This window comes from Massilia aquatica, from assembly GCF_011682045.1.
GTDB classification, from domain to species: domain Bacteria; phylum Pseudomonadota; class Gammaproteobacteria; order Burkholderiales; family Burkholderiaceae_D; genus Telluria_A; species Telluria_A aquatica.
The window spans coordinates 224359-244899 of sequence record NZ_VVIW01000008.1; the positions used below are offsets into that span (position 1 = coordinate 224359).

Below are 20541 nucleotides of genomic sequence, written 5' to 3' on the forward strand. Positions count from 1 at the left end.
GTAACTGTTGAAACGGCGTTGAGTTATGTTTGTTGGTCGTCTATCATTGGTCTCCCGAACATCATCGTCCTGACCAACCCCCTACTCAATGAAAAGCACCCTTGCCCTTGTCGCCGCTGGCGTTCTCTCCCTCATGGCCTGCGACAGCAAGGCCCAGGTGAACAAAAAAGAGATCAGCACGGCGGTTGCCAACTATCTCGACCAGAAGGGTGAACTTTGCCTGGATTTGACCACGTGGCCGATATTAATTTCGCCGATTAACATGGAGAGGAAAGACGAGTTCCCGGATTCGATCGTGACACAAATGGAGGTGTTGACGGCGCTTGGACTGACTGCCGAGGCGCCTGGCGGAGACGACCCAAACGACACCAACCCGTACAAGCCGGATGTGGTGGTCAAGCGTTACGTGCTGACCGACGCCGGGAAGAAGCTTTACCGGGAAAAGGAAGTGACCGTCAAGGATTACAGTAGCAAAACCACGAAGCAGGTCATGGAAGGCGACCTTTGCTACGCTCAAAAGAAGCTCGATAAAGTCATCACCTGGACCAAGCCGGTCCAGGCTGACTTTTTCCAATGGATACACGTGACGTATGTGTACAAGGTCGGCCCGGTGGCCGCCTGGGCCAGGAATCCGAAACTTTCAAAGGCATTTCCCGATATCGCGGAAAACCTGCGCCTGGCGGGCAAGCAGCAGAAAGTCTACCTCAAACTGAGCGACGAGGGCTGGGACGAGTATGACCTCGGGTTCGACTGACCCGGGCGTGCCGCGCCGGGCGACGCGGTGAGCACGATGTCGGCGGCCCTGCCGCTGCGCCTGTTGATGGCGGCCGCGCCCTTGCTGCTGTCCGCCTGCGGCACCTTGGGTGCGGCTGCGCAGGCGGAGCAAGGCGCCGCTGCCGAATTTGCCAATGTCTGGGGCCGCTGGGCCGACTCCGGCGGCGACATTGCCGTTGCCGTCACCTGGGAGCGCAAGGTGCAGCCCGGCGTCACCGTGGCCGAGATCGAAGACGCCTTCGCCAGCGTGGCGGCGGAAGAGAACCTGAAGATGGTCGGCAGCCTGCCGCTGTCGGCGGAATTGCAGGCCCGCTCAAGCCAGCCGCAGAAGTTCCTCAAGGTGTACTCCTATTGCGACCCCGAAACCGCGCGCGCCATGGTCGATTTCAGCCCGCACATGGCGGCCTTCCTGCCGTGCCGCATCACGGTGCTGGAAAAGGACGACGGCCTGTGGATCTACACCATGAACATGGACATGCTGACCAAAATGGGCCGCAAGCTGCCGCCCGAACTCAAGCCAAGGGTGACGCGTGTGCGCGACGCCATCTGGAAGATGCTCGAGCGCGGCGCACGCGGCGAATTCTGAGGCAAGCGGTCCACGCCGCGCTGGCTGGCTAGCGGCGCTCGCTGTTCATGGCAGGCGATTCCGGAGCCGCATCGGCAGGGAGTCCTTGCCCGCTATTGTCGCCCTTGCCGGGCGCGGTGCGCAAATACACGAATTTTGCCGCGATACTTGCCAGCACAGCGAGCGTGCCTATCGTTTCCAACAAAGCGTCGAGCATGATGTTCTCCGTAGTGAGAGGGTCAGCACAGTGTGCGCCTCATGCAAACGATAGTAGTGCGGCTGGATCAATCCCGCAATCTGGGAATTCCGGTGCTACACTTCGGAAATTCCGAAAGCACGAGACAAATCATGCGCTTTGACCTGACCGATATTCGCGTGTTCCTGAGCGTGGTGGAATGCGGCAGCCTGACCCAGGGGGCGCGCAGCATGCACCTGGCACTGGCATCGGTCAGCGAGCGGATTGCCGGCATGGAAGCGGTACTCGGCGCGCCGCTGCTCGAACGCAACCGGCGTGGGGTGCGCGTCACCGCCGCAGGCGAAGCCCTGGTCCGGCATGGACGGTCGATCGTGGACCAGGTCGAACAGATGCGCGGCGAGCTGCGCACCTACGCAACCGGCCTGAAAGGCCGCATCCGGCTGCTGTCGAACACGGCGGCGATGGCGGCCTTCCTGCCGCCCCAGCTTTGCCGGTTCCTGGCGGCCCATCCCGACCTGTCGATCGACCTGGAAGAGCGGCCCAGCCTGGAAAGCGTGCAGGCGCTGGTGGACCGGCGCGCCGATCTGGGAATCCTGTCGGACGTGACCGATTTCGGACCGCTGCAAACGCACCTGATCGCCAGCGACCAGTTGGTCGTCATTGCCAGCCGCGCGCATCGGGTCGCCCGGCAGACCAGCGTGGCCTTTGCCGATCTGCTGGACGAGCCGATCGTGGGCATGGCCGACACGGCGCTCACCATCCACCTGGCCGAACGCGCGGCGCGCCTGGGCCGCCAGCTCGACTACCGCATCCAGTTGCGCAATCCCGAGCATATCGCCATGCTGGTGGAGGCGGGCATCGGCATGTCGATCGTGTCCGACGTGCTGGCCAGGACATTGCGCCGCGACCTGGCCATCGTGCCGCTGTCGGAAGCGTGGGCCACGCGCCAGCTGTACCTGTGCGCACGCGACTTTGCGGCACTGACCCCGCACGCGCAACTGCTGGCACAGCAAATGCTCAACCCCGCTAGGTAAGTACGCAGACACGGCGTCCAGACGGCAGGGCTTCGGGTGTGTTGTTTTCCGCAGCGCAACATCGAAATCGCTTGTGCAAGCCGTGCGAATTTGGTTTCATGCGTATATCGGCATTTCTTTAAACCTGAACTGTTAACCTGAACTACGCATGGATCCAGACCTCGACAGCGAACAGATGAGCGAAGTGTTCGAAGAAGTCTCGAACTATTTTGCGCTGCTGTCGGAACCGACCCGGCTCAAGATCCTGCACGCGCTGTGCAACGGCGAGCGCACCGTGGGTGCCATCGTCGGCGACATCGGCGCCACGCAGGCGAATGTGTCGCGCCAGCTGAACATGCTGTACCGCGCCCGCATCCTCGGGCGCCGCAAGGAAGGCGCGCAGGTGTATTACCGCATCGAAGACCAGAACACCATCGCCCTGTGCCGCACGGTGTGCAGCCAGATGGCGGAAAAGGTCAAGAGCAGCCGCCGCATGGGGCAGGGCGCAATCCAGGGATTCATGGGAGCGGACGCCTGAGGCTGCTGGGCGAGAATGATGTCGAAGTTGCAATATGCTTATTTGGTTATATTTGCATATGGTCATATAAGTAAGTAGTAGTGGCAGCCGCATGCGGCGCCGTTCAACCAGGCAAGCGAGAGGCAGTGGCAATGACGACTCCGATACGCAAAACCGGCCGTGTGCAGGCCGCCCCAGAACATTTTCTCGACAGTGCGCTGATCGAGGACATCAACCGCGCCGGCGTCGATGGCGCCCGGCGCGGCTTCCTGCGGCGCAGTTTCCTCGCCGCCGGCGCCGCCATGGGGGCCGGCACGGCACTGGCCCAGGACGGCGGCGCCGGCGACCCCAACATCCTGGTCCTGCCCGAGCATTCGCGCACCCTCGGCAAACCGGTCGCGACCCATCCCTACGGCCAGCCCTCGCAGTACGAGGCCAACCTGCAGCGGCGCGAGTCGCCCGGGCTGACCCGGGTCGGTGCGGCGTCGGTCTCGTTCACGCCCTTGCAGGGCTTGTTCGGCATCATCACGCCGTCCGGATTGCACTTCGAGCGCCACCATCAGGGCTGGCACGATATCGACCCGTCCAAACACCGTTTCATGATCAATGGCCTGGTGAAGAACCCCAAGGTCTACACCATGGACGACCTGATGCGCATGCCGTCGGTCTCGCGCATGCATTTCATCGAGTGCGGCGCCAACACCGCGATGGAGTGGGGCAATGTGGCGGTGCCCTCGGTCCAGTATTCGCACGGCATGCTCAGTTGCAGCGAGTTCACCGGCGTGCCGCTCTCCGTGCTGCTCGACGACTGCGGTATCGACAAGCGCCGCGCCAAGGTGGTGCTGGCCGAAGGCGCCGACGGCTCGTCCATGACGCGCACCATCTCGCTCGAACGCGCGCTCGACGACGTGATCGTGGCCTGGGCCATGAATGGCGAAATGCTGCGCCCGGAACATGGCTACCCCTTGCGCCTGGTGGTGCCCGGCGTGCAGGGCGTGTCCTGGGTTAAATGGCTGCGTCGCATCGAAGTGGGCGACCAGCCCTACGCCACCAAGGACGAGGCGCTGCACTACATCGATGCGCTGCCGGACGGCACCTTCCGCCAGTACACCTCGATCCAGGAGTGCAAGTCGGTGATCACCACGCCCTCGGCCGGCCAGCGCCTGCAGGGTACCGGCTACTACAACATCACCGGGCTGGCCTGGTCCGGGCGCGGCAAGGTCAAGCGGGTCGACGTTTCCGTTGACGGCGGGCGCAACTGGCGCACGGCGCGCCTGGAAACGCCGCTGCTGTCGAAATGCCTGACCCGTTTCAACATCGACTGGGACTGGGACGGCACGCCGGCCGTACTGCAATCGCGCGCCATTGACGAGACCGGGTACGTGCAGCCGAAGATCAACGAACTGCGCGCGGTGCGCGGCACCCGTTCCATTTATCACAACAATGCAATCCAGTCGTGGCAGGTTGCGCAATCGGGCGAGGTGTCGAATGTCCAGGTCTACTAAAGCGGCGCTCGCGCTGGCGATCGTGGTGCTGTTGTTGAACGCCGGCGCCGCCCCGGCAAGCAAGCCCGGGCGCACCGCCACGGCGCAGGAAGTGGCCGCCTGGGATATCGACGTGCGGCCCGATTTTACCGGCCTGCCCAAGGGCTCGGGCAGCGTGCTGACGGGGCAGGCGGTGTGGGAAGGCAAATGCGCGTCCTGCCACGGCACCTTCGGCGAGTCGAACGAGGTATTCACGCCGCTGATCGGCGGCACCACGGCCGAGGATGTCGCCAAGGGCAGGGTGGCCTCGCTGGTCAACGGCCGCCAGCCGCAAAAGACCACCCTGATGAAAGTGGCCACCGTATCGACCCTGTGGGACTACATCAACCGCGCCATGCCCTGGACCGCGCCCAAGTCGCTCACCACCGACGAGGTGTACGCGGTGACCGCCTACATGCTCAACATGGGCGAGGTGGTGGCGGACGACTTTGTGCTGTCGGACCAGACCATGGCGCAGGCCCAGCAGCGCATGCCGAACCGCAACGGCATGGTCACCAGCCACGGCTTGTGGGATGTCAAGGGCAAGCCCGACGTGAAAAGCGTGGCCTGCATGAAGAATTGCCCGGTCGAGGCCAGCGTGCGCTCGTCGCTGCCGGAGGCGGCGCGCAACGCCCACGGCAACCTGGCGCAGCAGACACGCGGCTTCGGCGCCACCCGTGGCGTCGATACAACCCAGCCCGCTCCCGCGAGCCGCCTGGCATCCGCCGCGCCGGCGCCGGCGCCCGCACCGGCACCCGCCGACGCGCCCGGCAAGGCCGTCCTGCCGCTGCTTGAGCAGAATGCCTGCATGGCGTGCCACGCCGTCGATACCAAGATCGTGGGGCCGAGTTTCAAGGCGGTGCGAGAAAAATATATGGGTGACGGCGCGGCCGCCACAAGGCTGGCGGACAAGGTGAAAAAGGGCAGCAACGGCGCCTGGGGGCCGATACCGATGCCGCCCCAGGGCCATCTCAAGGATGCCGATATCGCCGCGATGGTCGGTTGGATTCTTGCAACACCCAAATGAACGGATGTGCCTGGCGGCTACCCGGATCGGGTAGTCTTGTTTCAAAGTGTAGTATTAATTGGAGAAGATGATGAATCAGAGTCGACGCAACCTTATGCGTATTACCTCGGTGCTGGGCGCGGCATTTGCCGCCGGCCTGCTCAAACCGTCCGACGTGTTCGCGGCTGAATGGAGCCAGAAAGTGTTCGACGCCAAGAGCCTGGAGGCAGTGGTCAAGGAGCTCGGCGGCGACAAATTCGTCATCAGCCCCGACATCTCGATCAGCGGCCCCGACATCGCCGAAAACGGCGCCGTGGTGCCGGTTTCGGTCGCCAGCAAGGCGCCCAACACCGATTTCATGGCGATCCTGGTCGAAAAGAACCCGAACAGCATGTCGGCCAGCTTCAACATTCCTCCCGGCACCGAAGCGGCGGTCACCACGCGGGTCAAAATGGGCGGCACCTCCAACGTGCACGCGCTGGTGCGCGCCGACGGCAAATGGCTGGTGGCGTCCAAGGAAATCAAGGTCACCCTCGGCGGCTGCGGCGGCTGAGCCGCTTCACCCTCATTCCCCCATCGACAAAGGAAACCATCATGGCTGATCCAATGCGCATTCGCGCCAGCGCCACCGGCGAGCTGGTTGAAGTCAAAATCCTCATGCGGCACGACATGGAAACCGGGCAACGCAAGGATGCGGCCGGCAAAGTCGTACCCGCCCATTTCATCAAGACCCTGGTCGCCAAGGTCGGCGACAAGGTCGTGTTCGACGCCAACTTCGGCCCCTCCGTTTCCAAGGACCCGTTCCTCTCGTTCAAGTTCAAGGGCGCGGCCAAGGGCGACAAGGTCAGCGTGACCTGGGTCGACACGGCCGGCGACACCCGCACCGACGAAGGCACGATCACCTAAGTAATCAGTTCTTCACGCACAATAACAAGGAGACGACCATGATCCACCCGCGCACAGTTGTGCTCGCTACGGGACTGCTGGCCACGCTCGGCGCGGCAGTCGCGCAGACGTCCAGTACCGACGAGATTGCGAAATACCGCCAGATGCTGGCCGACGGCAATCCCGCCGAACTGTGGGAAATGCGCGGCGAAGAACTGTGGAAGACCAAGACAGGTTCCAACAAGGTGTCGCTGGAGCAGTGCGACTTCGGCAAGGGCCCGGGCGTGCTCAAGGGCGCGTACGCCGAACTGCCGCGTTACTTCAAGGATGTGAACAAGGTGATGGACCTCGAACAGCGCCTGCTCCATTGCCGCGTCACCCTGCAGGGTTTGACGCCAGCCGAGGCCGCCAAGACGCCGTTCGGCGCGGCCGGAAAAAAGTCCGATATCGAAGCGCTGGTCTCGTACATTACCGCCGAGTCGCGCGGCATGAAAATGGCGGTCTCGACCGCGCACCCGATGGAACAGCGCGCCTACGAAACCGGCAAGCAGCTGTTCTTCTACCGTGGCGGCTCGCACGACTTCGCCTGCGCCACCTGCCATTCGGTCGACGGGCAGCGCATCCGCCTGCAGGAGTTGCCGAACATCCTCAACCCCATCAATGCCCAGGCCGCCTACACCACCTGGCCGGCCTACCGGGTGTCGCAGGGGGAAGTGCGCACCATGCAGCATCGGCTGACCGATTGCTTTCGCCAGCAGCGCTTTCCGGAGCCGCTGTACGCCTCCGACGTGCTGACGGCGGTGACGATGTTCCTGGCAAAAAACGCGAACGGCGGCGTGTACGCCGGTCCGGCCTTGAAACGATAGGGGAGTTCACATGACACCAATCGCACGCATCATCCTGGCGGCCTGCGGCGCCGCCACCATTGCCGGTTGCGCCACCGTGGCGGCCGACACCGATTACCGCAAGGCCGCGCTCGACCTGATCCGGCAAGATTTCCGCTCGGCCGGCCCGGCCAAGGTCGAGCGCATCGCCGCCCAGGACGAATCCCAGCAACTGTGCAGCCAGTACCCCAGCGCGCGTCCGCCCGAGGTGGCGGCGCGCATCGAGGCGGCCCAGCTGGCGGCGGTCAAGCCGCCCGTTGACGGCAAATACCTCGGCAAATGGCAGGAAGGCGAGAAGATCGCGCAGAACGGGCGCGGCATGCAGTCGTCGGACGCGATCGGTGCGGTCAACGGCGGCAATTGCTACGCCTGTCACCAGATCACGAAGAAAGAAATCTCGTTCGGCAATATCGGCCCCTCCCTGTACCAGTACGGAAAACTGCGCGGCAACAGCGATGAGATCCTGAAATACACCTGGAACAAGCTGTACAACGCGCAAGCCTACAACGCCTGCTCGACCATGCCGCGCTTCGGCCATAACGGCGTGCTGACCGAAGCCCAGCTCAAGGACGTGATGGCGCTGCTGCTCGATCCCGCGTCTCCCGTCAACGAGTAGCAGTTCTAACGAGGAGTCACCATGGGAATGAACCGGCGCGAATTTGCGCAACTGATGGGCATCGCCGCCGCCGGCGGCATGCTGCTCGGCTCGAAAGCGGCACTGGGCGCGCCGTCGCCGGGGGCGCTGTACGACTTGCCACGTTACGGCAATGTGCATTTCCTGCACTTTACCGATTGCCACGCGCAACTGAACCCGGTGCATTTTCGCGAGCCCAGCGTCAATCTCGGCATTGGCCAGGCGGCCGGCAAGATGCCGCACCTGGTCGGCGAAGCGCTGCTCAGGCAGGTCAACATCAAACCGAACACGCCGCAGGCGCACGCTTTTACCGCGCTCAACTTCGAGCAGGCCGCGCGCACCTACGGCAAGGTGGGCGGCTTTGCGCACCTGGCCACCCTGGTCAAACGGCTGCGCGGCGCGCGCCCCGGGGCGCTGCTGCTCGACGGCGGCGACACCTGGCAGGGCTCGGGCACGGCCCTGTGGACCCGCGGCCAGGACATGGTCGATTGCGGCCTGCTGCTGGGCGTGGACGTCATGACCGCACACTGGGAAATGACCCTGGGCGACAAGCGCGTGCAAGAAATCGTCGGCAAGGATTTCAAGGGCAAGGTCGATTTCGTGGCGCAAAACGTCAGCACCACCGATTTTGGCGACCCGGTGTTCGCCCCCTACGTGATCAAGGAAATGAACGGCGTGCCGGTGGCGATTATCGGGCAGGCGTTTCCGTACACGCCGATCGCCAATCCGCGCTACCTGACGCCCGACTGGAGCTTCGGCATCCAGGAAGAAAACATGCAGAAGATGGTGGACGAGGCCCGTGCCAAGGGCGCCAGGGTGGTGGTGGTCCTGTCGCACAACGGCATGGACGTGGACCTGAAAATGGCCTCGCGCGTGCGCGGCATCGACGCCATTCTGGGGGGCCACACGCACGACGGCGTGCCGCAGCCGGTGATCGTTTCCAACGGCGGCGGCAAGACCCTGGTGACGAATGCCGGCAGCAACGGCAAGTTCCTGGGCGTACTCGACTTCGACGTGCGCGGCGGCCAGGTGCGCAACTTCCAGTACCGCCTGCTGCCGGTGTTTTCCAACTTCCTGCCGGCCGACAAGGAGATGGCCGCGCTCATCCAGAAGGTGCGCGCCCCGTATGAAAGCAAGCTGAACGAAAAACTGGCAATGACCCAAGGCCTTCTTTACCGGCGCGGCAACTTTAACGGCACCTTCGACCAGTTGATCATCGACGCGCTGATGGACGTCAAGGGCGCCGACATCGCCTTTTCGCCCGGCTTTCGCTGGGGCACCTCGCTGTTGCCCGACAGCCCGATCCTGATGGAACACCTGATGGACCAGACCGCCACAACCTATTCGTACAGCACCCTGACCGGGATGAACGGCGCCACCATCAAGACCATCCTGGAGGACGTGGCCGACAACCTGTTCAATCCCGACCCGTACTACCAGCAGGGCGGCGACATGGTGCGGGTGGGCGGCATGACCTACGCCATCGATCCGAACGCGGCGATGGGTGCGCGCATCAGCGACATGCGCCTGCACGGTAAACCGCTCGACGCCGGCAAGACCTACAAGGTGGCCGGCTGGGCGCCGGTGGCCGAGGGCGCCACGGGCGAGCCGGTCTGGGATGTGGTGGCGCAGTGGTTGCGGCAGCAGAAAACCGTCACCCCGCGCAAGCTCAACACGCCGCGCCTGATCGGCGTGCAGGGCAATCCGGGCATCATCGCATGACACGCCAGGGCGCCATGATCGGCGTTGTCGCGGCCGCCGCCTGGCTGCGCCGCCAGGCGGCCTTGCTGGCGGTGCTGGCGCTGCTCGGGACCGATACCATGGGCGCCAGCGTGCAGGCGCTGGCCGCACCAACCGACCTGGCCGCCGATGCGCTGCTGGCGGCGCAGCGTGGCCAGCCCTTGCTGCTGCTGTTCTCGCTGCCCGGCTGCGGCTACTGCGACGTGGTGCGCCGCAATTACCTGGCACCGCTCACGCGCGACGGCGCCGAACAGACGCGCCCCGTGGTGCGCGAAGTCGGACTGGCCGGCACCACGCCCTTCAAAGGATTCGACAGCGCGGCGATCGACGGCGCCGCGCTGGCCGCCCGCTACCAGGTGCGCATCGCCCCGACCGTGCTGCTGCTCGACGCCAGGGGCGCGCTGCTGGCGCCGCCGCTGGCAGGTGGCGATGTCTCGGGCATGTACGGCGCTTACCTCGACGAGGCGCTGGCCGAGGCGCAGCGCAAGATCGCCGCCCATTAAGTACCATGTGAAAGGAACCGACATGAAACTCGCCATCCCGATCCTCGCCTGCGTGCTGGCGCTGGCTGCCCCCACGGCGCTTGCCGCCGCGCCCGCGCGCCCGCAAGTGCTCGTCCCGGTCAAGGTCTCGCCCCACGTGTACTACTTCCACGGCCAGTCCGGCATGGCGGACGGCGCCAACCAGGGCTTCATGTCGAACGCCGGCTTCGTGGTCACGCGCGACGGCGTGGTGGTGTTCGACGCGCTCGGCACGCCGGCGCTCGGCGCAGCGATGATCAAGGCGATCCGCAAGGTCACCGCGCAGCCGGTGCGGCGCGTGATCGTCAGTCATTTTCATGCCGACCACTTCTACGGCCTGCAAGCGTTCAAGGCGCAGGGCGCGCAGATCTGGGCGCACGAGCAGGGCCGCGCCTATCTGGCATCGGACATGGCGGCCACGCGCCTGGCGCAGCGCAAGGAAGCGCTGGCGCCGTGGGTCGACGACGCCACGCGCCTGACCGGGGCCGACCGCTGGCTCAGTTTTGCCGACGGCAAGAGCATCGCCTTCGAGCTGGGCGGCCTGCGCTTCCGGATCATCGACATGAGCGGCGCGCACGCGCCGGACGACATCATGCTGGCGGTCGACGACGACAAGGTGCTGTTCGCGGGCGACCTGTTTTTCAGCGGCCGCATTCCTTTCGTGGGCGAGGCCGACAGCCGGGTGTGGCTCGACGCGCTCGAACGCATGCTGGCGCTGGCGCCGCAGGCGGTCATTCCCGGCCACGGCGAGCTCTCGCGCAGCCCCGCCAGGGATATCGCGCTCACCCGCGATTACCTGACGTTCCTGCGCCGCGTGATGGGCGACGCGGTTGCCGATCTGGACTCGTTCGACGACGCTTACGGTAAGATCGACTGGAGCGCGTTCGACAAGTACCCCGCCTTCGCGCAGGCTAACCGGCTCAACGCCTACGGCACCTATCTGCTGATGGAACGGGAAAGCCTGCAGCAAAAGAAAATTCCAGCCGCACCCCGGCCTTGATTGTTTTGACACAGGAGTTAGCATGCAATTGTTCCGCACCATGGCCGCCGTGATGGTCGTTGCCGCCGTCGCCGCCGCGCCGGCCAGCGCACTCGCGCGCGAAGAAAAGGTGGTCTATCACGTGACCGACAGCGCCAATGCGATGAGCGCCCTGGGCAATGTGCGCAATCACCTCAACGCCAGCCCGAAAGCGAAGATCGTGGTCGTCACGCACGGCCCCGGCATCGACTTCCTGCTGGAAGACGCGAAGGATAAAAACGGCAATCCCTACGACGCGGTGGTGCAGGAACTGTCGAACCGCAACGTCAAATTCAAGGTCTGCAACAACACCCTGGTAGGGCGCAAGATCGACCCCAAGCGCGTGCTGCCCGAAGCGACCATCGTGCCGTCCGGCGTAGCCGAAGTGGCACGCTTGCAAACACAGGAAGAGCACGCCTACATCAAGCCCTGAGCCCGGCTTTTAGCGAGCAAGGCAAGGCGCGCCAGCGCAAGCATCGTCACGCCTGTTGTCATTGCTGCATGGGTGTTGTGTGCCGGCCTCGTTAGCTTAAACAAACCCGACCACGCTAGCATTTGTCGATAGAATTCAGTGTCTTACTGAAACACTTTATTCGTTTCCGTGTGGCCGACCCGGCGCCGCGCATTCACCACTATCGAGGTTGAGCACATGAAATTACGCAACAAAATGGCGCTGTGCATGGTGATCGTGTTCACCTTGTTTACGATTGCGCTGGGGGTCGCCATTGCTGGAATGCAGAATGCAACCACCAAGTTCGAAGGTTTCATCAAGCAAGACCAGGCCTTCCTTGGCGCCAGCACCAGCCTGTATGCCCAGGGTTTGCAAATGGGCCAGGCGCTGCGCAACATCATCCTGGCTCCCGAGAACCAGCAGGGCTACAAGAACCTGAGCGCGGCGCGCGACGAATTCCGCAAGGCCCACGGCACGGCGGTCGAACTGGCCAAGGATGACCCGGCGGTGTCGCAAACGCTGGCAAAGCTGAAAACCCTGCATGAGCGGCAGACCGAGATCCAGGGCGCCGTGGTGGAACTGGCCAAGGCCGACCAGGCCGCCGCCATCAAGAAACTCAACGCCGACGAAACCCCGCTGTGGCGCCAGATGCGCGGCGACCTGCTCGACCTCATCAAATCGAAGAACGGCGCCGTCGACGCCGCCAAGAGCGAGCTGACCAGCCAGACCCGCGCCACCCTGATCCTGAGCCTGGCGCTGGCGGCCGGCGCCGTGCTGCTGGGCGCCGGCATCGCCTACTGGCTGACCCAGAACGTCATGCACCAGCTCGGCGGCGAGCCGCAGTATGCCGCCGAAATCGCCGGCTCGATCGCGGCGGGCGACCTGACGGTCGACATTGTGGTCGACCCCAACGCCGATCCCGACAGCCTGATGGTCGCCATGCGCACCATGCAGCAGAGCCTGGCCGCGCTGGTGATGAAAGTGCGGGCGGGTACCGATACCATTTCGACCGCGTCGAGTGAAATCGCGGCCGGCAACATGGACTTGTCCGGACGCACCGAAGAGCAGGCCAGTTCGCTGGAAGAAACGGCCGCCTCGATGGAAGAACTGACCACCACCGTCCAGCACAACACCGACAGCGTGCGCCAGGCCAACACCCTGGCCACGGCCGCTTCCGACGTCGCCATGCGCGGTGGCAAGGTGGTGGCCGAAGTGGTCGGCACCATGGGTTCGATCAACGAGTCGGCGCGGCGCATTGCCGACATCATCGGCGTGATCGACGGCATTGCGTTCCAGACCAACATTTTGGCGCTGAACGCGGCGGTGGAAGCGGCGCGCGCGGGTGAACAGGGGCGTGGTTTCGCGGTGGTGGCGACCGAAGTGCGCAACCTGGCCCAGCGCAGCGCGGCGGCGGCGCGCGAGATCAAGGGCCTGATCGGCGACTCGGTCGAAAAAGTCGAGATCGGCAGCAAGCTGGTCGACACGGCCGGCTCGACCATGCAGGAAGTGGTGGACAGCGTGCGCCGGGTGACCGACATCATGGCCGAGATCACCACCGCCGGCCAGGAACAGAGCGCCGGCATCGTCCAGGTGAACCAGGCGATCGCGCAGATGGACAAGGTGACCCAGCAGAACGCCGCGCTGGTCGAGCAGGCCGCCGCCGCCGCGGCCTCGATGCAGGACCAGGCCCGGGAACTGAGCGCGGTGGTGGGGACGTTCACGGTGTCCGCCGCCGCGCATGCGCCGCGCCGGGTGGCGGCCCGTTCCGCGCCGGTGCCGGCATTGCGTTAGGCGCCATGCCGGCGACTGCCGGGCTTACGACGCGTCGTCGGCGAGGTAGCCGCGTTCGCGGGCCAGCGGCTCGTTCTCGAACAGCGCCATGGCTGTCGCCATGCGCCTGAAGCCGAAGCGGCGATAGAAGGGCTCCTTGCCGGGCACCGCGTACAGCAGGATTTTCTTGTGTCCGTGCGAGCGCGCGACCAGCCTGGCCACGATTTGCTTGCCCAGGCCGGTGCCCTGGTATTCGGGCAAGACCGCGATATCGCACAGGTAGGACGTATCAACCCCATCGGCCAAAGCGCGGCCCACGCCGACGATGCGTCCGTGCGCCCGCACGAAGCAGCAGTAACGGCTGTTGGCAAACACGATGGCAAGCTCGGCGGCAGGCTTGTCGCCGAGCGCGATCTTGTACAGCGCCGACAGCTCGTCCCAATCGATTCCATCGGGCGATTCCGTCCATTCCAGTGTCATACGCGTCACTCCTGTCCAATCACCGGCTACGGTTGCGGCAAGCCACATGCGACATTACAGGACGGTAGCCCGTAGCAAGACAGCTCACTCGCGTGGTGCCACCATGGCCCCGGAGGTGCCCGCTCGATGGCTGAAAATCGTGACGGAGCGGTTGAGCTCATGATCCGCCCCGACGCCGGCGCCGCGCGCGCCGATATGAATGGCATGCGACTCGAGCCTGGCATTATTGATCAGCCAAACGGCAACCGATTGTGCGCGTTGACGGCTCAATTCCATGTTCCTGAGCGGGTCGCCCTTGGCGTCCGCACTGCCGACGACGCTCAAGCGGGTATCGGATGGGAGGTCGGCAAATTGCCGGTGCAGGTCGAGCAGTGCGGAAGCGCTCAGCGTGGCGCGCCCGGATGGGAAGTAGATTGTAGTCAGCGGCGTCGTGGCGCTCTGGGCTGGCAGCGGTGGGACTGCGCGCAATTTGTCATAGAGGACGCCCGGAAGTTGCCTGACCACTGTTTCGAGGGTGCCCATCTTGGCGTTCATTGCCGCCCAAGGCTGGCCCGTTTCGTCATCCGAATCGACAGGCGGCGCGCGCTCGCCGCTTCCCGCACGCTGTGCGACCGTCTGGACGGTATTCTCGGATACGCCGGCCTTGCGCAAGATATCCGCGATTGTCTTGTATCCGCGATTCATCATTGCGTCTAATTGCTCGGCTGTAAGAGCGGCCTCGGCACGCGCTGCTGCCTCGGCCTCGGCCGCCATCAGGCTGTCATAGCGCTCGGCCGTGATTTTCCCGGTTTGCAGATTAATGCAGTGCGCCGTCGAGCGCATTGCCGATACGCGCAGTTGCGGCGTCAGATCAGGGTACGTGACCGAGGCTTCGGCGTTACCCTTTACCATCAGGGAATCGACGTTGCTCAGTATTCGGGTATTGGCGGCTTGCAGTGTTCCAATACTGCCACATAAATCGATGGCTTTTTCTTCCGTCGTTGTATAAGAGGGAACTAAACTGCATCCTGCCGAAGCAAACAGGGCCGTGATGTACGGCAAGCGTCGTCTTAACATGATATCCCTCAGTCGAAAGATGTGGTGTCCCGGATGCTTGGAGTCTATTCTTGTTTTGGCGCTTCCAGTTTGGCTACTCTGTTTTCCAGTTCCGCCAGTTTGCTCGCCGCGGTTGCAGTCAGGCTGGCTCTGGCATTTGCGTCTGCGGTAATCGCAAGATTGACCATTGCAGCGCTTTTCCTCGAAGCAAGTTGGCTGGCAACCGTATTCATGTTCATAATAATGGAACGCAACATCGTCGTTGCCGAGGTATCTCCTCTTGCATACAGGGCGACGAATGTCCTGAGCTGTTGAAATGCGGCGCGTTGGTCTCCGACCAGTTCGTCGCCTTTTGCCATGACGCTGTCATAGCGCACGTTAAGCCCTTGCGTGACCAAATATTTTACATAGGCCGATCCCTTAAAATCCCTCATGTAATCGACTTTTGGAACTCTCGATAAAAATGTACTGGCAACGTTGCTTTCCAATGTCGAATTGAACTTCGTCGCCTTTTCCGTGCCGTTCAGCCAGGAGCTGAGCAGGGCGCTCCTTGCCGCGTTGACCGAGCTTGTCAGTTCAGCGGCCATTTTTCCGTTGCTGGCGGCATTTAACTTGTCAAAGGCTTCTTCGAGTTCGCTGGTCCATGCGGTGCGCCGGTCTGCGGGAATGGGCGCTTTTCCGCTGTCGACAAGTGCTTGATCCAGCCTGCAAAGATAGAATTCAAATAACAGGAGGGTCATGAATCGCGAACTCATGTCATTATTGTTCAGGATTGAAATATCGCCACCCAGATCGATTTTTGCGATGGAGGCGCCGATGCCAACGCTACGGTCGCGCAACTTCACCAAATCCTGGCAGTCGTCGCCTGGTGGCGTCACTTGCGCCATGGCCGAGGCGCAAGTAAATGAAGCCAGTACAATCATGTGGACCGCTTTCATTTCACTCTCCTTGTTTTTGTGAGTGAAATATATATTAGAATTTTGTTATTGTAAAAGAGATCCTTTGCTTGTTGTTTTTATGCAGCGAAATAATAAAACGGCCAGTCGTTGAATTCACAATCGGAGCAACTGTAATAAGGCGGATCCTTGCTCGAACATTATGTCAATGCGGATAAAAAGTAATATTGAATAAATATCATTCATAGAGGGCGAATGCGTTCGAACGCGCTTGGTTGCGCCGAATGCGAGGTCAACCCTTGCGCGGCAAGTGTCCCAGCAACTGGCGCAAGGCGCCGTGGGCAATCGCCACCTCGGGCGCGTCGTGCAGCAGGATCACATACTTGGCGCGGAACTCGCCCGTCGCCGCCTTGCCCGGACCGACCAGTTCCTCGATCGCCGCGCGCCAGCCGGCAATGGCCTCGCTGGTGAGTGCCTCCGGTTCGTCGAGCGCTTCGTCGAGCGCGGCCATCAGCGCCGACATCGGCTGCAGCCACGCGAAATGCGGGTGATTGGTGATCAGATGGAGCTGCTCCAGCGGGCTGCCGACGGCGCCGAAATACACCGTTTCCACATCGATCAGCGCCTTGTGCAGGGTGCGCAGGGCGCGCGGCAGCGCTTGCAGGGAGGCGCGCAGGGCGTCGCCGTCGTTCGCTTGATTCATTCAGTTCTTTCGATAACAGGTAACGGGTTCATGACAGCGTCAGGATGCCGCGCCGCAGTGCGATGGTGGTGGCGTGGGTGCGGTCCCTGGCGCCGAGCTTGGAGAGCACCGCGCTCACGTGCGCCTTGACGGTTTCTTCCTTGATGGCCAGGCGCACGCCGACTTCGCGGTTCGAATTGCCGTCGGCGACCAGGCGCAGCACTTCCAGTTCGCGCCCGGACAGATTGTCGCTGCCAAAGTAATTGGCCATTTCAGCCGCCACCTCGGCCGGAATGTAGCGGTGCCCGGCGTGCACGCGGGCAATCGCGTCGGCCAGGTTGAGCCGGATCGCGCATTTGAGCAGGTAGCCGCAGGCGCCGGCCCCGAGTGCGCGCGCAATGCGGGCGTCGCCCTTGTAGGTGGTGAGCACCAGCACGCGCGCGTTCGGCTCCACGGCGCGGATCGCCAGCATCGCTTCGTGCCCGCCCATGACAGGCATTTGCAGGTCCATCAGGGTCACGTCCGGCCGCAGGCTGATGAAGCGTTCGACCGCTTCTGCGCCATTGGCGGCCTGGCCGATGATCTCGATGCCGCCGTCGCCGGCCAGCAGGGCAATGATGCCTTCGCGCAGCAAGCTGTGGTCATCGGCAACCAAAACGCGGATCGGAGCGGGGGCGGCGCACATCGGGAATTGACTTTCTATTAATAAATGAACTCGATCATGCCATGCCCGGCGCGCTTGTCGCTTGGATCAGATTGCTGCACCGCCACAATCCCGTATCATGCTGGCATTTTCGCAACAGGGAGTTTGTATGACAGCATCCCGACGCTGGCCCGGGCGCGCACTGGCGCTGCTGCTGGCGCTGTCCACGGTCTTGACGGCCACGGCCGGCGAACCGCTGCCGCAACCGAAGCCGGCCGCCGCGCCGGCACCGGCGGTCACCATGCACCACACCAGCTGGACGGCGCGCAACGGCGCCCCGACCATCATCTTCGCCATGGCGCAGTCGCCCGACGGCTGGCTGTGGCTCGGCGCCAGCACCGGCCTGTTCCGCTTCGACGGGGTCAAGTTCGAACGCTACGCGCCGCGCAGCGGCAGCCTCGATTCGCCCGGCATCTCGGCCTTGCTGGCCCAGCCGGACGGCGGATTGTGGATCGGCTACCGCAGCGGCGGCGTGGCCCTGCTCAAGGACGGCGCGCTGCGCCACTACGGCCAGGCCGAGGGCTTGCCGCTCTCGTCGCCGTACCTGATCCGGCGCGACAGCCGGGGCCGTGTCTGGATCAGCAGCAATAGCGGCGTGTTTTACCTGAACGGTGCGCGCTGGGAAAAAATGCCCGGTTTCGAGACCTTGACCAACCAGCCGCATGCGATGGTGGAAGACAGCCGCGGCCGGTTATGGGTGGGCAATGTCGAGACTGCCTTCGTGCTGGAGCCGGGCGCGAGCGCGTTCCGCCGCCTTCCCAACAAGCTCGACCTGAGCGGCTACCTGATCGAAGCACCCGACGGGGCCATCCTCAGCAACGGCGGGCGCAACGACAGCCTCGAGGTGGTCGCGCCGGCGCCACCCGGCGCGGCCCCGTTCCGCCGGGTCGGCGGGCAATATTCCTCGCACATGCTGTTCGATGCCGAAGGCGACCGCTGGCTGCTGCGGCGCGAAGGCGTCGAGCACAGCTTTGCCGTCGATGGAAAGACCGTCACCGAACGCCTCACGCCGCAGCAGGGCCTGAGCGGCTACATCGTGTTCACCGCGCTGGAAGACCGCGAAGGCAATATCTGGGTCGCCAGCAACAGTGGGCTGGACCGGTTCCGGCGCACCAAGCTCGACCGGGCCGCCTTGCCGCTCTACTACGGCGGCGAAGCGCGCGCGCTGGCCGCCGCCGCCAAGGGCGCGGTCTGGACCGACGGCTTTTTCGTGCCCGCTGCGCGCTCGCTGCCGATTCCGTCGGCCGAGATGCCGTCCAACGGCCTGGCCGAACTGACCTGTTTATACCGCGACAACGACGGCATTATCTGGGCCGGTGGCCATCGCGGCGTGTCCTGGCTCGACGGCAGCACCTTCAGCAAGCTGGTCATGCCGCCGGATACCGATGGCCGCCCGGTGCACGCGATCGCCAGGGAGGCCGACGGCAGCATGTGGGTCTCGTTCAACGGCGGCGGCACCTACGAACGGCGCGACGGCGCGTGGCGCAAGGCGGTGCCGTACGCCGACTTTGCCTCGCGCGGCGCAACCGCCATCGCCGCCATGGCGGACGGCCAGTTGTGGCTGGGCTATATCGGCAACCGGGTCGCGCTGCGCGAGCAGGGCCAGTGGCGCCTGCTGGGCGCGGCCGAGGGCTTGCAGGTGGGCGTGGTATTCCAGTTTTACCGCCACGGCGGCCAGACCTGGATCGGCGGCGGCAGCGGGACGGCGTATTTCGACGGCAAGCGCTTTCACCCGCTGCTGGGCATGGACGGCGAAAAATTCCTGGGCGTATCCGGCATGGTGGCCTCGGCCAGCGGCCAGTTGTGGCTCAACGGCAGCGAAGGCATCAGCGTCATCGAAGCATCCGAGCTCAAGCGCGCGGTGGCCGAGCCCGGCTATCGGGTGCGCTTCGTGCGCTACGACCAGGAAGACGGCTTGACCGGGACCGCGCCGCAAATGGTGCCGGTACCGTCGGCGGTGGCCGCGACCGACGGCCGCCTGTGGTTCACCACCGCCAACAGCGTCGTCTCGGTCGATCCGGTCCGCCTGCGCCGTAACCGGCTGGCGCCGCACGTGGAACTGCGCGGCGTGCTGGCCGAAGGGCGCAGCTATCGCGCCGAGAACGGCCTGCGCCTGCCGCCCGGCACCGGCCGCGTGCAGCTCGACTACACGGCGCTGAGCCTGTCGATGCCCGAGCGGGTAGCGTTCCGCTTCCGCCTGGACGGCCAGGACGCCGGCTGGACCGACGCCGGCACCCGCCGCAGCGCGTTTTTTACGGGCCTGGGACCGGGCCAGTACCGCTTCCAGGTGCAGGCCTCGAACGAGGATGGGGTATGGAGCGAGACCGGCGCCATCTTCACCTTCAGCATTGCGCCGACCATCACGCAAACCGTGTGGTTTCGCGCCGCTTGCGTGCTGCTCGCGCTGCTGCTGTTGTGGGGACTGTACCGCTGGCGCACGCGCCAGCTGGCGGCGCGCATCCAGGGCCGGCTGCAGGTGCAGGTCGACGAACGCGAACGCATCGCGCGCGAGCTGCACGACACCTTGCTGCAAGGCGTGCAGGCGCTGATCCTGCGCTTTCACATGGCCGCGACCAGGGTCGACGCGCAGGCGCCGGTCAGGCAGATGATGGACAGCGCGCTCGACCAGGCCGAGCTGATGCTGCAGGAAGGGCGCGACCAGGTGCAGGACCTGCGCGCGCACGACCATGTCGGGGCGGGACTTGCGCGCATGCTGGAACGCGAAGGCCAGCGCATGTCGGCCGAGCGCGGGGTGCCGTTTGCGCTGCGCGAGAGCGGCCGCGTCCGGGCCTTGCCGCCGCTGGTGGCGCACGAGGTGTACCGGATCGCCAATGAAGCCATGCTCAATGCCTTCCAGCACGCCAGGGCTAGCAAGATCGAGGTGGAATTGCTGTTCGAACGCAAGGAGCTGACCGTGGTGGTGCGCGACAACGGCTGCGGCCTGCCAGCCGAGGTGCTGCGCGACGGCGGCATGCCGGGTCACTGGGGCTTGCCCGGCATCAGCGAGCGCGCCGAACGCTTGGGCGCGAGCGTGCGCTGGACCTCGGCGCCGGGGCAGGGCAGCGAGATGCGGCTGCGCCTGCCGGGGACCTTGCTGGTGTAGCCTGGCCGGCCGCGTAGCCTAGGAGTCTGCGCGGCAGAAACTGATGCAATCCGAATGGTGACGAGGTAAACTTGTCAAATGACGACGAGCTACCTTCCATACGATCAGCATCAGCAAATGCTGCTTCCCCATGCTTTGCAAGACT

The 20541-nt window shown here is 64.3% G+C and carries 22 protein-coding genes; 16 read left to right on the forward strand and 6 right to left on the reverse strand.

Going from position 1 to position 20541, the window contains the following annotated elements:
• The first annotated feature begins 88 nt into the window (after nt 1-88).
• Nucleotides 89-754, forward strand: coding sequence for an SEN1982 family lipoprotein (locus F1609_RS16430; RefSeq protein WP_167077475.1), 666 nt, complete (start codon nt 89-91; stop codon nt 752-754).
• Nucleotides 755-790: 36 nt separating this feature from the next.
• Nucleotides 791-1360: a DUF302 domain-containing protein gene (locus tag F1609_RS16435; RefSeq protein ID WP_167077509.1), complete on the forward strand. Its 570-nt coding sequence runs from the start codon at nt 791-793 to the stop codon at nt 1358-1360.
• 28 nt (nt 1361-1388) lie between these two features.
• On the opposite strand, the gene F1609_RS16440 is transcribed toward F1609_RS16435, so the two are convergent.
• On the reverse strand, nt 1389-1556 hold the full coding sequence (locus tag F1609_RS16440; protein WP_167077476.1) for a hypothetical protein: 168 nt from the start codon (nt 1554-1556) through the stop codon (nt 1389-1391).
• A gap of 131 nt (nt 1557-1687) precedes the next feature.
• On the opposite strand from F1609_RS16440, the gene F1609_RS16445 reads away from it, so the two are divergent.
• From F1609_RS16445 to F1609_RS16505, 13 genes are all read left to right on the forward strand, one after another.
• Nucleotides 1688-2569, forward strand: coding sequence for a LysR family transcriptional regulator (locus tag F1609_RS16445; RefSeq protein WP_167077477.1), 882 nt, complete (start codon nt 1688-1690; stop codon nt 2567-2569).
• Between the two features lie 148 nt (nt 2570-2717).
• The gene (locus tag F1609_RS16450) at nt 2718-3086 is read left to right on the forward strand and encodes an ArsR/SmtB family transcription factor (RefSeq protein ID WP_229421914.1); all 369 of its coding nucleotides are present in this window, start codon (nt 2718-2720) and stop codon (nt 3084-3086) included.
• A 131-nt stretch (nt 3087-3217) separates the two neighbouring features.
• Nucleotides 3218-4570 carry a sulfite dehydrogenase gene (gene soxC / locus F1609_RS16455; RefSeq protein ID WP_167077478.1) on the forward strand — a complete coding sequence of 451 codons (1353 nt, stop codon included), beginning with the start codon at nt 3218-3220 and terminating at the stop codon, nt 4568-4570.
• The gene (locus F1609_RS16460) at nt 4554-5615 is read left to right on the forward strand and encodes a c-type cytochrome (RefSeq protein ID WP_167077479.1); all 1062 of its coding nucleotides are present in this window, start codon (nt 4554-4556) and stop codon (nt 5613-5615) included. Before soxC ends, F1609_RS16460 begins: the two co-directional genes overlap by 17 nt.
• A gap of 70 nt (nt 5616-5685) precedes the next feature.
• Nucleotides 5686-6147, forward strand: coding sequence for a thiosulfate oxidation carrier protein SoxY (gene soxY / locus F1609_RS16465; RefSeq protein ID WP_167077480.1), 462 nt, complete (start codon nt 5686-5688; stop codon nt 6145-6147).
• A 41-nt stretch (nt 6148-6188) separates the two neighbouring features.
• On the forward strand, nt 6189-6500 hold the full coding sequence (gene soxZ / locus F1609_RS16470) for a thiosulfate oxidation carrier complex protein SoxZ (RefSeq protein ID WP_166881353.1): 312 nt from the start codon (nt 6189-6191) through the stop codon (nt 6498-6500).
• A gap of 38 nt (nt 6501-6538) precedes the next feature.
• Nucleotides 6539-7345: a sulfur oxidation c-type cytochrome SoxA gene (gene soxA / locus F1609_RS16475; protein WP_167077481.1), complete on the forward strand. Its 807-nt coding sequence runs from the start codon at nt 6539-6541 to the stop codon at nt 7343-7345.
• A gap of 10 nt (nt 7346-7355) precedes the next feature.
• Nucleotides 7356-7979 carry a sulfur oxidation c-type cytochrome SoxX gene (soxX, locus tag F1609_RS16480; RefSeq protein WP_167077482.1) on the forward strand — a complete coding sequence of 208 codons (624 nt, stop codon included), beginning with the start codon at nt 7356-7358 and terminating at the stop codon, nt 7977-7979.
• Between the two features lie 27 nt (nt 7980-8006).
• Entirely contained in the window at nt 8007-9719 is a 1713-nt protein-coding gene (gene soxB, locus F1609_RS16485) for a thiosulfohydrolase SoxB (RefSeq protein ID WP_167077511.1), read from the forward strand.
• Complete coding sequence (locus F1609_RS16490; protein WP_229421915.1) at nt 9716-10240, forward strand: thioredoxin fold domain-containing protein; 525 nt, start codon at nt 9716-9718, stop codon at nt 10238-10240. Before soxB ends, F1609_RS16490 begins: the two co-directional genes overlap by 4 nt.
• A 22-nt stretch (nt 10241-10262) precedes the next feature.
• Complete coding sequence (locus tag F1609_RS16495) at nt 10263-11258, forward strand: MBL fold metallo-hydrolase (RefSeq protein ID WP_167077483.1); 996 nt, start codon at nt 10263-10265, stop codon at nt 11256-11258.
• 22 nt (nt 11259-11280) lie between these two features.
• A complete protein-coding gene (locus F1609_RS16500; protein WP_167077484.1) occupies nt 11281-11709 on the forward strand; it encodes a DsrE family protein in 429 nt (142 codons plus the stop codon).
• 216 nt (nt 11710-11925) lie between these two features.
• Nucleotides 11926-13518 carry a methyl-accepting chemotaxis protein gene (locus F1609_RS16505; protein WP_167077485.1) on the forward strand — a complete coding sequence of 531 codons (1593 nt, stop codon included), beginning with the start codon at nt 11926-11928 and terminating at the stop codon, nt 13516-13518.
• Nucleotides 13519-13542: 24 nt separating this feature from the next.
• Here F1609_RS16505 and F1609_RS16510 read toward each other — a convergent pair whose 3' ends face one another.
• From F1609_RS16510 to F1609_RS16530, 5 genes are all read right to left on the reverse strand, one after another.
• Nucleotides 13543-13977, reverse strand: coding sequence for a GNAT family N-acetyltransferase (locus F1609_RS16510; protein WP_167077486.1), 435 nt, complete (start codon nt 13975-13977; stop codon nt 13543-13545).
• Nucleotides 13978-14061: 84 nt separating this feature from the next.
• Nucleotides 14062-15018, reverse strand: a complete 957-nt coding sequence (locus F1609_RS16515) for an OmpA family protein (RefSeq protein WP_167077487.1) — start codon at nt 15016-15018, stop codon at nt 14062-14064.
• A 59-nt stretch (nt 15019-15077) separates the two neighbouring features.
• Entirely contained in the window at nt 15078-15950 is an 873-nt protein-coding gene (locus F1609_RS16520) for a hypothetical protein (protein WP_167077488.1), read from the reverse strand.
• A gap of 250 nt (nt 15951-16200) precedes the next feature.
• Complete coding sequence (locus F1609_RS16525; RefSeq protein ID WP_167077489.1) at nt 16201-16611, reverse strand: hypothetical protein; 411 nt, start codon at nt 16609-16611, stop codon at nt 16201-16203.
• Nucleotides 16612-16639: 28 nt separating this feature from the next.
• Nucleotides 16640-17245: a response regulator gene (locus F1609_RS16530; RefSeq protein ID WP_229421916.1), complete on the reverse strand. Its 606-nt coding sequence runs from the start codon at nt 17243-17245 to the stop codon at nt 16640-16642.
• Nucleotides 17246-17402: 157 nt separating this feature from the next.
• On the opposite strand from F1609_RS16530, the gene F1609_RS16535 reads away from it, so the two are divergent.
• Entirely contained in the window at nt 17403-20396 is a 2994-nt protein-coding gene (locus tag F1609_RS16535) for a sensor histidine kinase (protein WP_167077491.1), read from the forward strand.
• Nucleotides 20397-20541 lie beyond the last annotated feature (145 nt).

What these genes read in the sequence shown, in the direction of transcription:
- F1609_RS16430 (WP_167077475.1), top strand. Translation starts at nt 89, where the DNA reads ATGAAAAGCACCCTTGCCCTTGTCGCCGCTGGCGTTCTCTCCCTCATG.
- F1609_RS16435 (WP_167077509.1), top strand. Translation starts at nt 791, where the DNA reads ATGTCGGCGGCCCTGCCGCTGCGCCTGTTGATGGCGGCCGCGCCCTTG.
- F1609_RS16440 (WP_167077476.1), bottom strand. Translation starts at nt 1,556, where the DNA reads ATGCTCGACGCTTTGTTGGAAACGATAGGCACGCTCGCTGTGCTGGCA.
- F1609_RS16445 (WP_167077477.1), top strand. Translation starts at nt 1,688, where the DNA reads ATGCGCTTTGACCTGACCGATATTCGCGTGTTCCTGAGCGTGGTGGAA.
- F1609_RS16450 (WP_229421914.1), top strand. Translation starts at nt 2,718, where the DNA reads ATGGATCCAGACCTCGACAGCGAACAGATGAGCGAAGTGTTCGAAGAA.
- soxC (WP_167077478.1), top strand. Translation starts at nt 3,218, where the DNA reads ATGACGACTCCGATACGCAAAACCGGCCGTGTGCAGGCCGCCCCAGAA.
- F1609_RS16460 (WP_167077479.1), top strand. Translation starts at nt 4,554, where the DNA reads ATGTCCAGGTCTACTAAAGCGGCGCTCGCGCTGGCGATCGTGGTGCTG.
- soxY (WP_167077480.1), top strand. Translation starts at nt 5,686, where the DNA reads ATGAATCAGAGTCGACGCAACCTTATGCGTATTACCTCGGTGCTGGGC.
- soxZ (WP_166881353.1), top strand. Translation starts at nt 6,189, where the DNA reads ATGGCTGATCCAATGCGCATTCGCGCCAGCGCCACCGGCGAGCTGGTT.
- soxA (WP_167077481.1), top strand. Translation starts at nt 6,539, where the DNA reads ATGATCCACCCGCGCACAGTTGTGCTCGCTACGGGACTGCTGGCCACG.
- soxX (WP_167077482.1), top strand. Translation starts at nt 7,356, where the DNA reads ATGACACCAATCGCACGCATCATCCTGGCGGCCTGCGGCGCCGCCACC.
- soxB (WP_167077511.1), top strand. Translation starts at nt 8,007, where the DNA reads ATGAACCGGCGCGAATTTGCGCAACTGATGGGCATCGCCGCCGCCGGC.
- F1609_RS16490 (WP_229421915.1), top strand. Translation starts at nt 9,716, where the DNA reads ATGACACGCCAGGGCGCCATGATCGGCGTTGTCGCGGCCGCCGCCTGG.
- F1609_RS16495 (WP_167077483.1), top strand. Translation starts at nt 10,263, where the DNA reads ATGAAACTCGCCATCCCGATCCTCGCCTGCGTGCTGGCGCTGGCTGCC.
- F1609_RS16500 (WP_167077484.1), top strand. Translation starts at nt 11,281, where the DNA reads ATGCAATTGTTCCGCACCATGGCCGCCGTGATGGTCGTTGCCGCCGTC.
- F1609_RS16505 (WP_167077485.1), top strand. Translation starts at nt 11,926, where the DNA reads ATGAAATTACGCAACAAAATGGCGCTGTGCATGGTGATCGTGTTCACC.
- F1609_RS16510 (WP_167077486.1), bottom strand. Translation starts at nt 13,977, where the DNA reads ATGACACTGGAATGGACGGAATCGCCCGATGGAATCGATTGGGACGAG.
- F1609_RS16520 (WP_167077488.1), bottom strand. Translation starts at nt 15,950, where the DNA reads ATGAAAGCGGTCCACATGATTGTACTGGCTTCATTTACTTGCGCCTCG.
- F1609_RS16525 (WP_167077489.1), bottom strand. Translation starts at nt 16,611, where the DNA reads ATGAATCAAGCGAACGACGGCGACGCCCTGCGCGCCTCCCTGCAAGCG.
- F1609_RS16535 (WP_167077491.1), top strand. Translation starts at nt 17,403, where the DNA reads ATGACAGCATCCCGACGCTGGCCCGGGCGCGCACTGGCGCTGCTGCTG.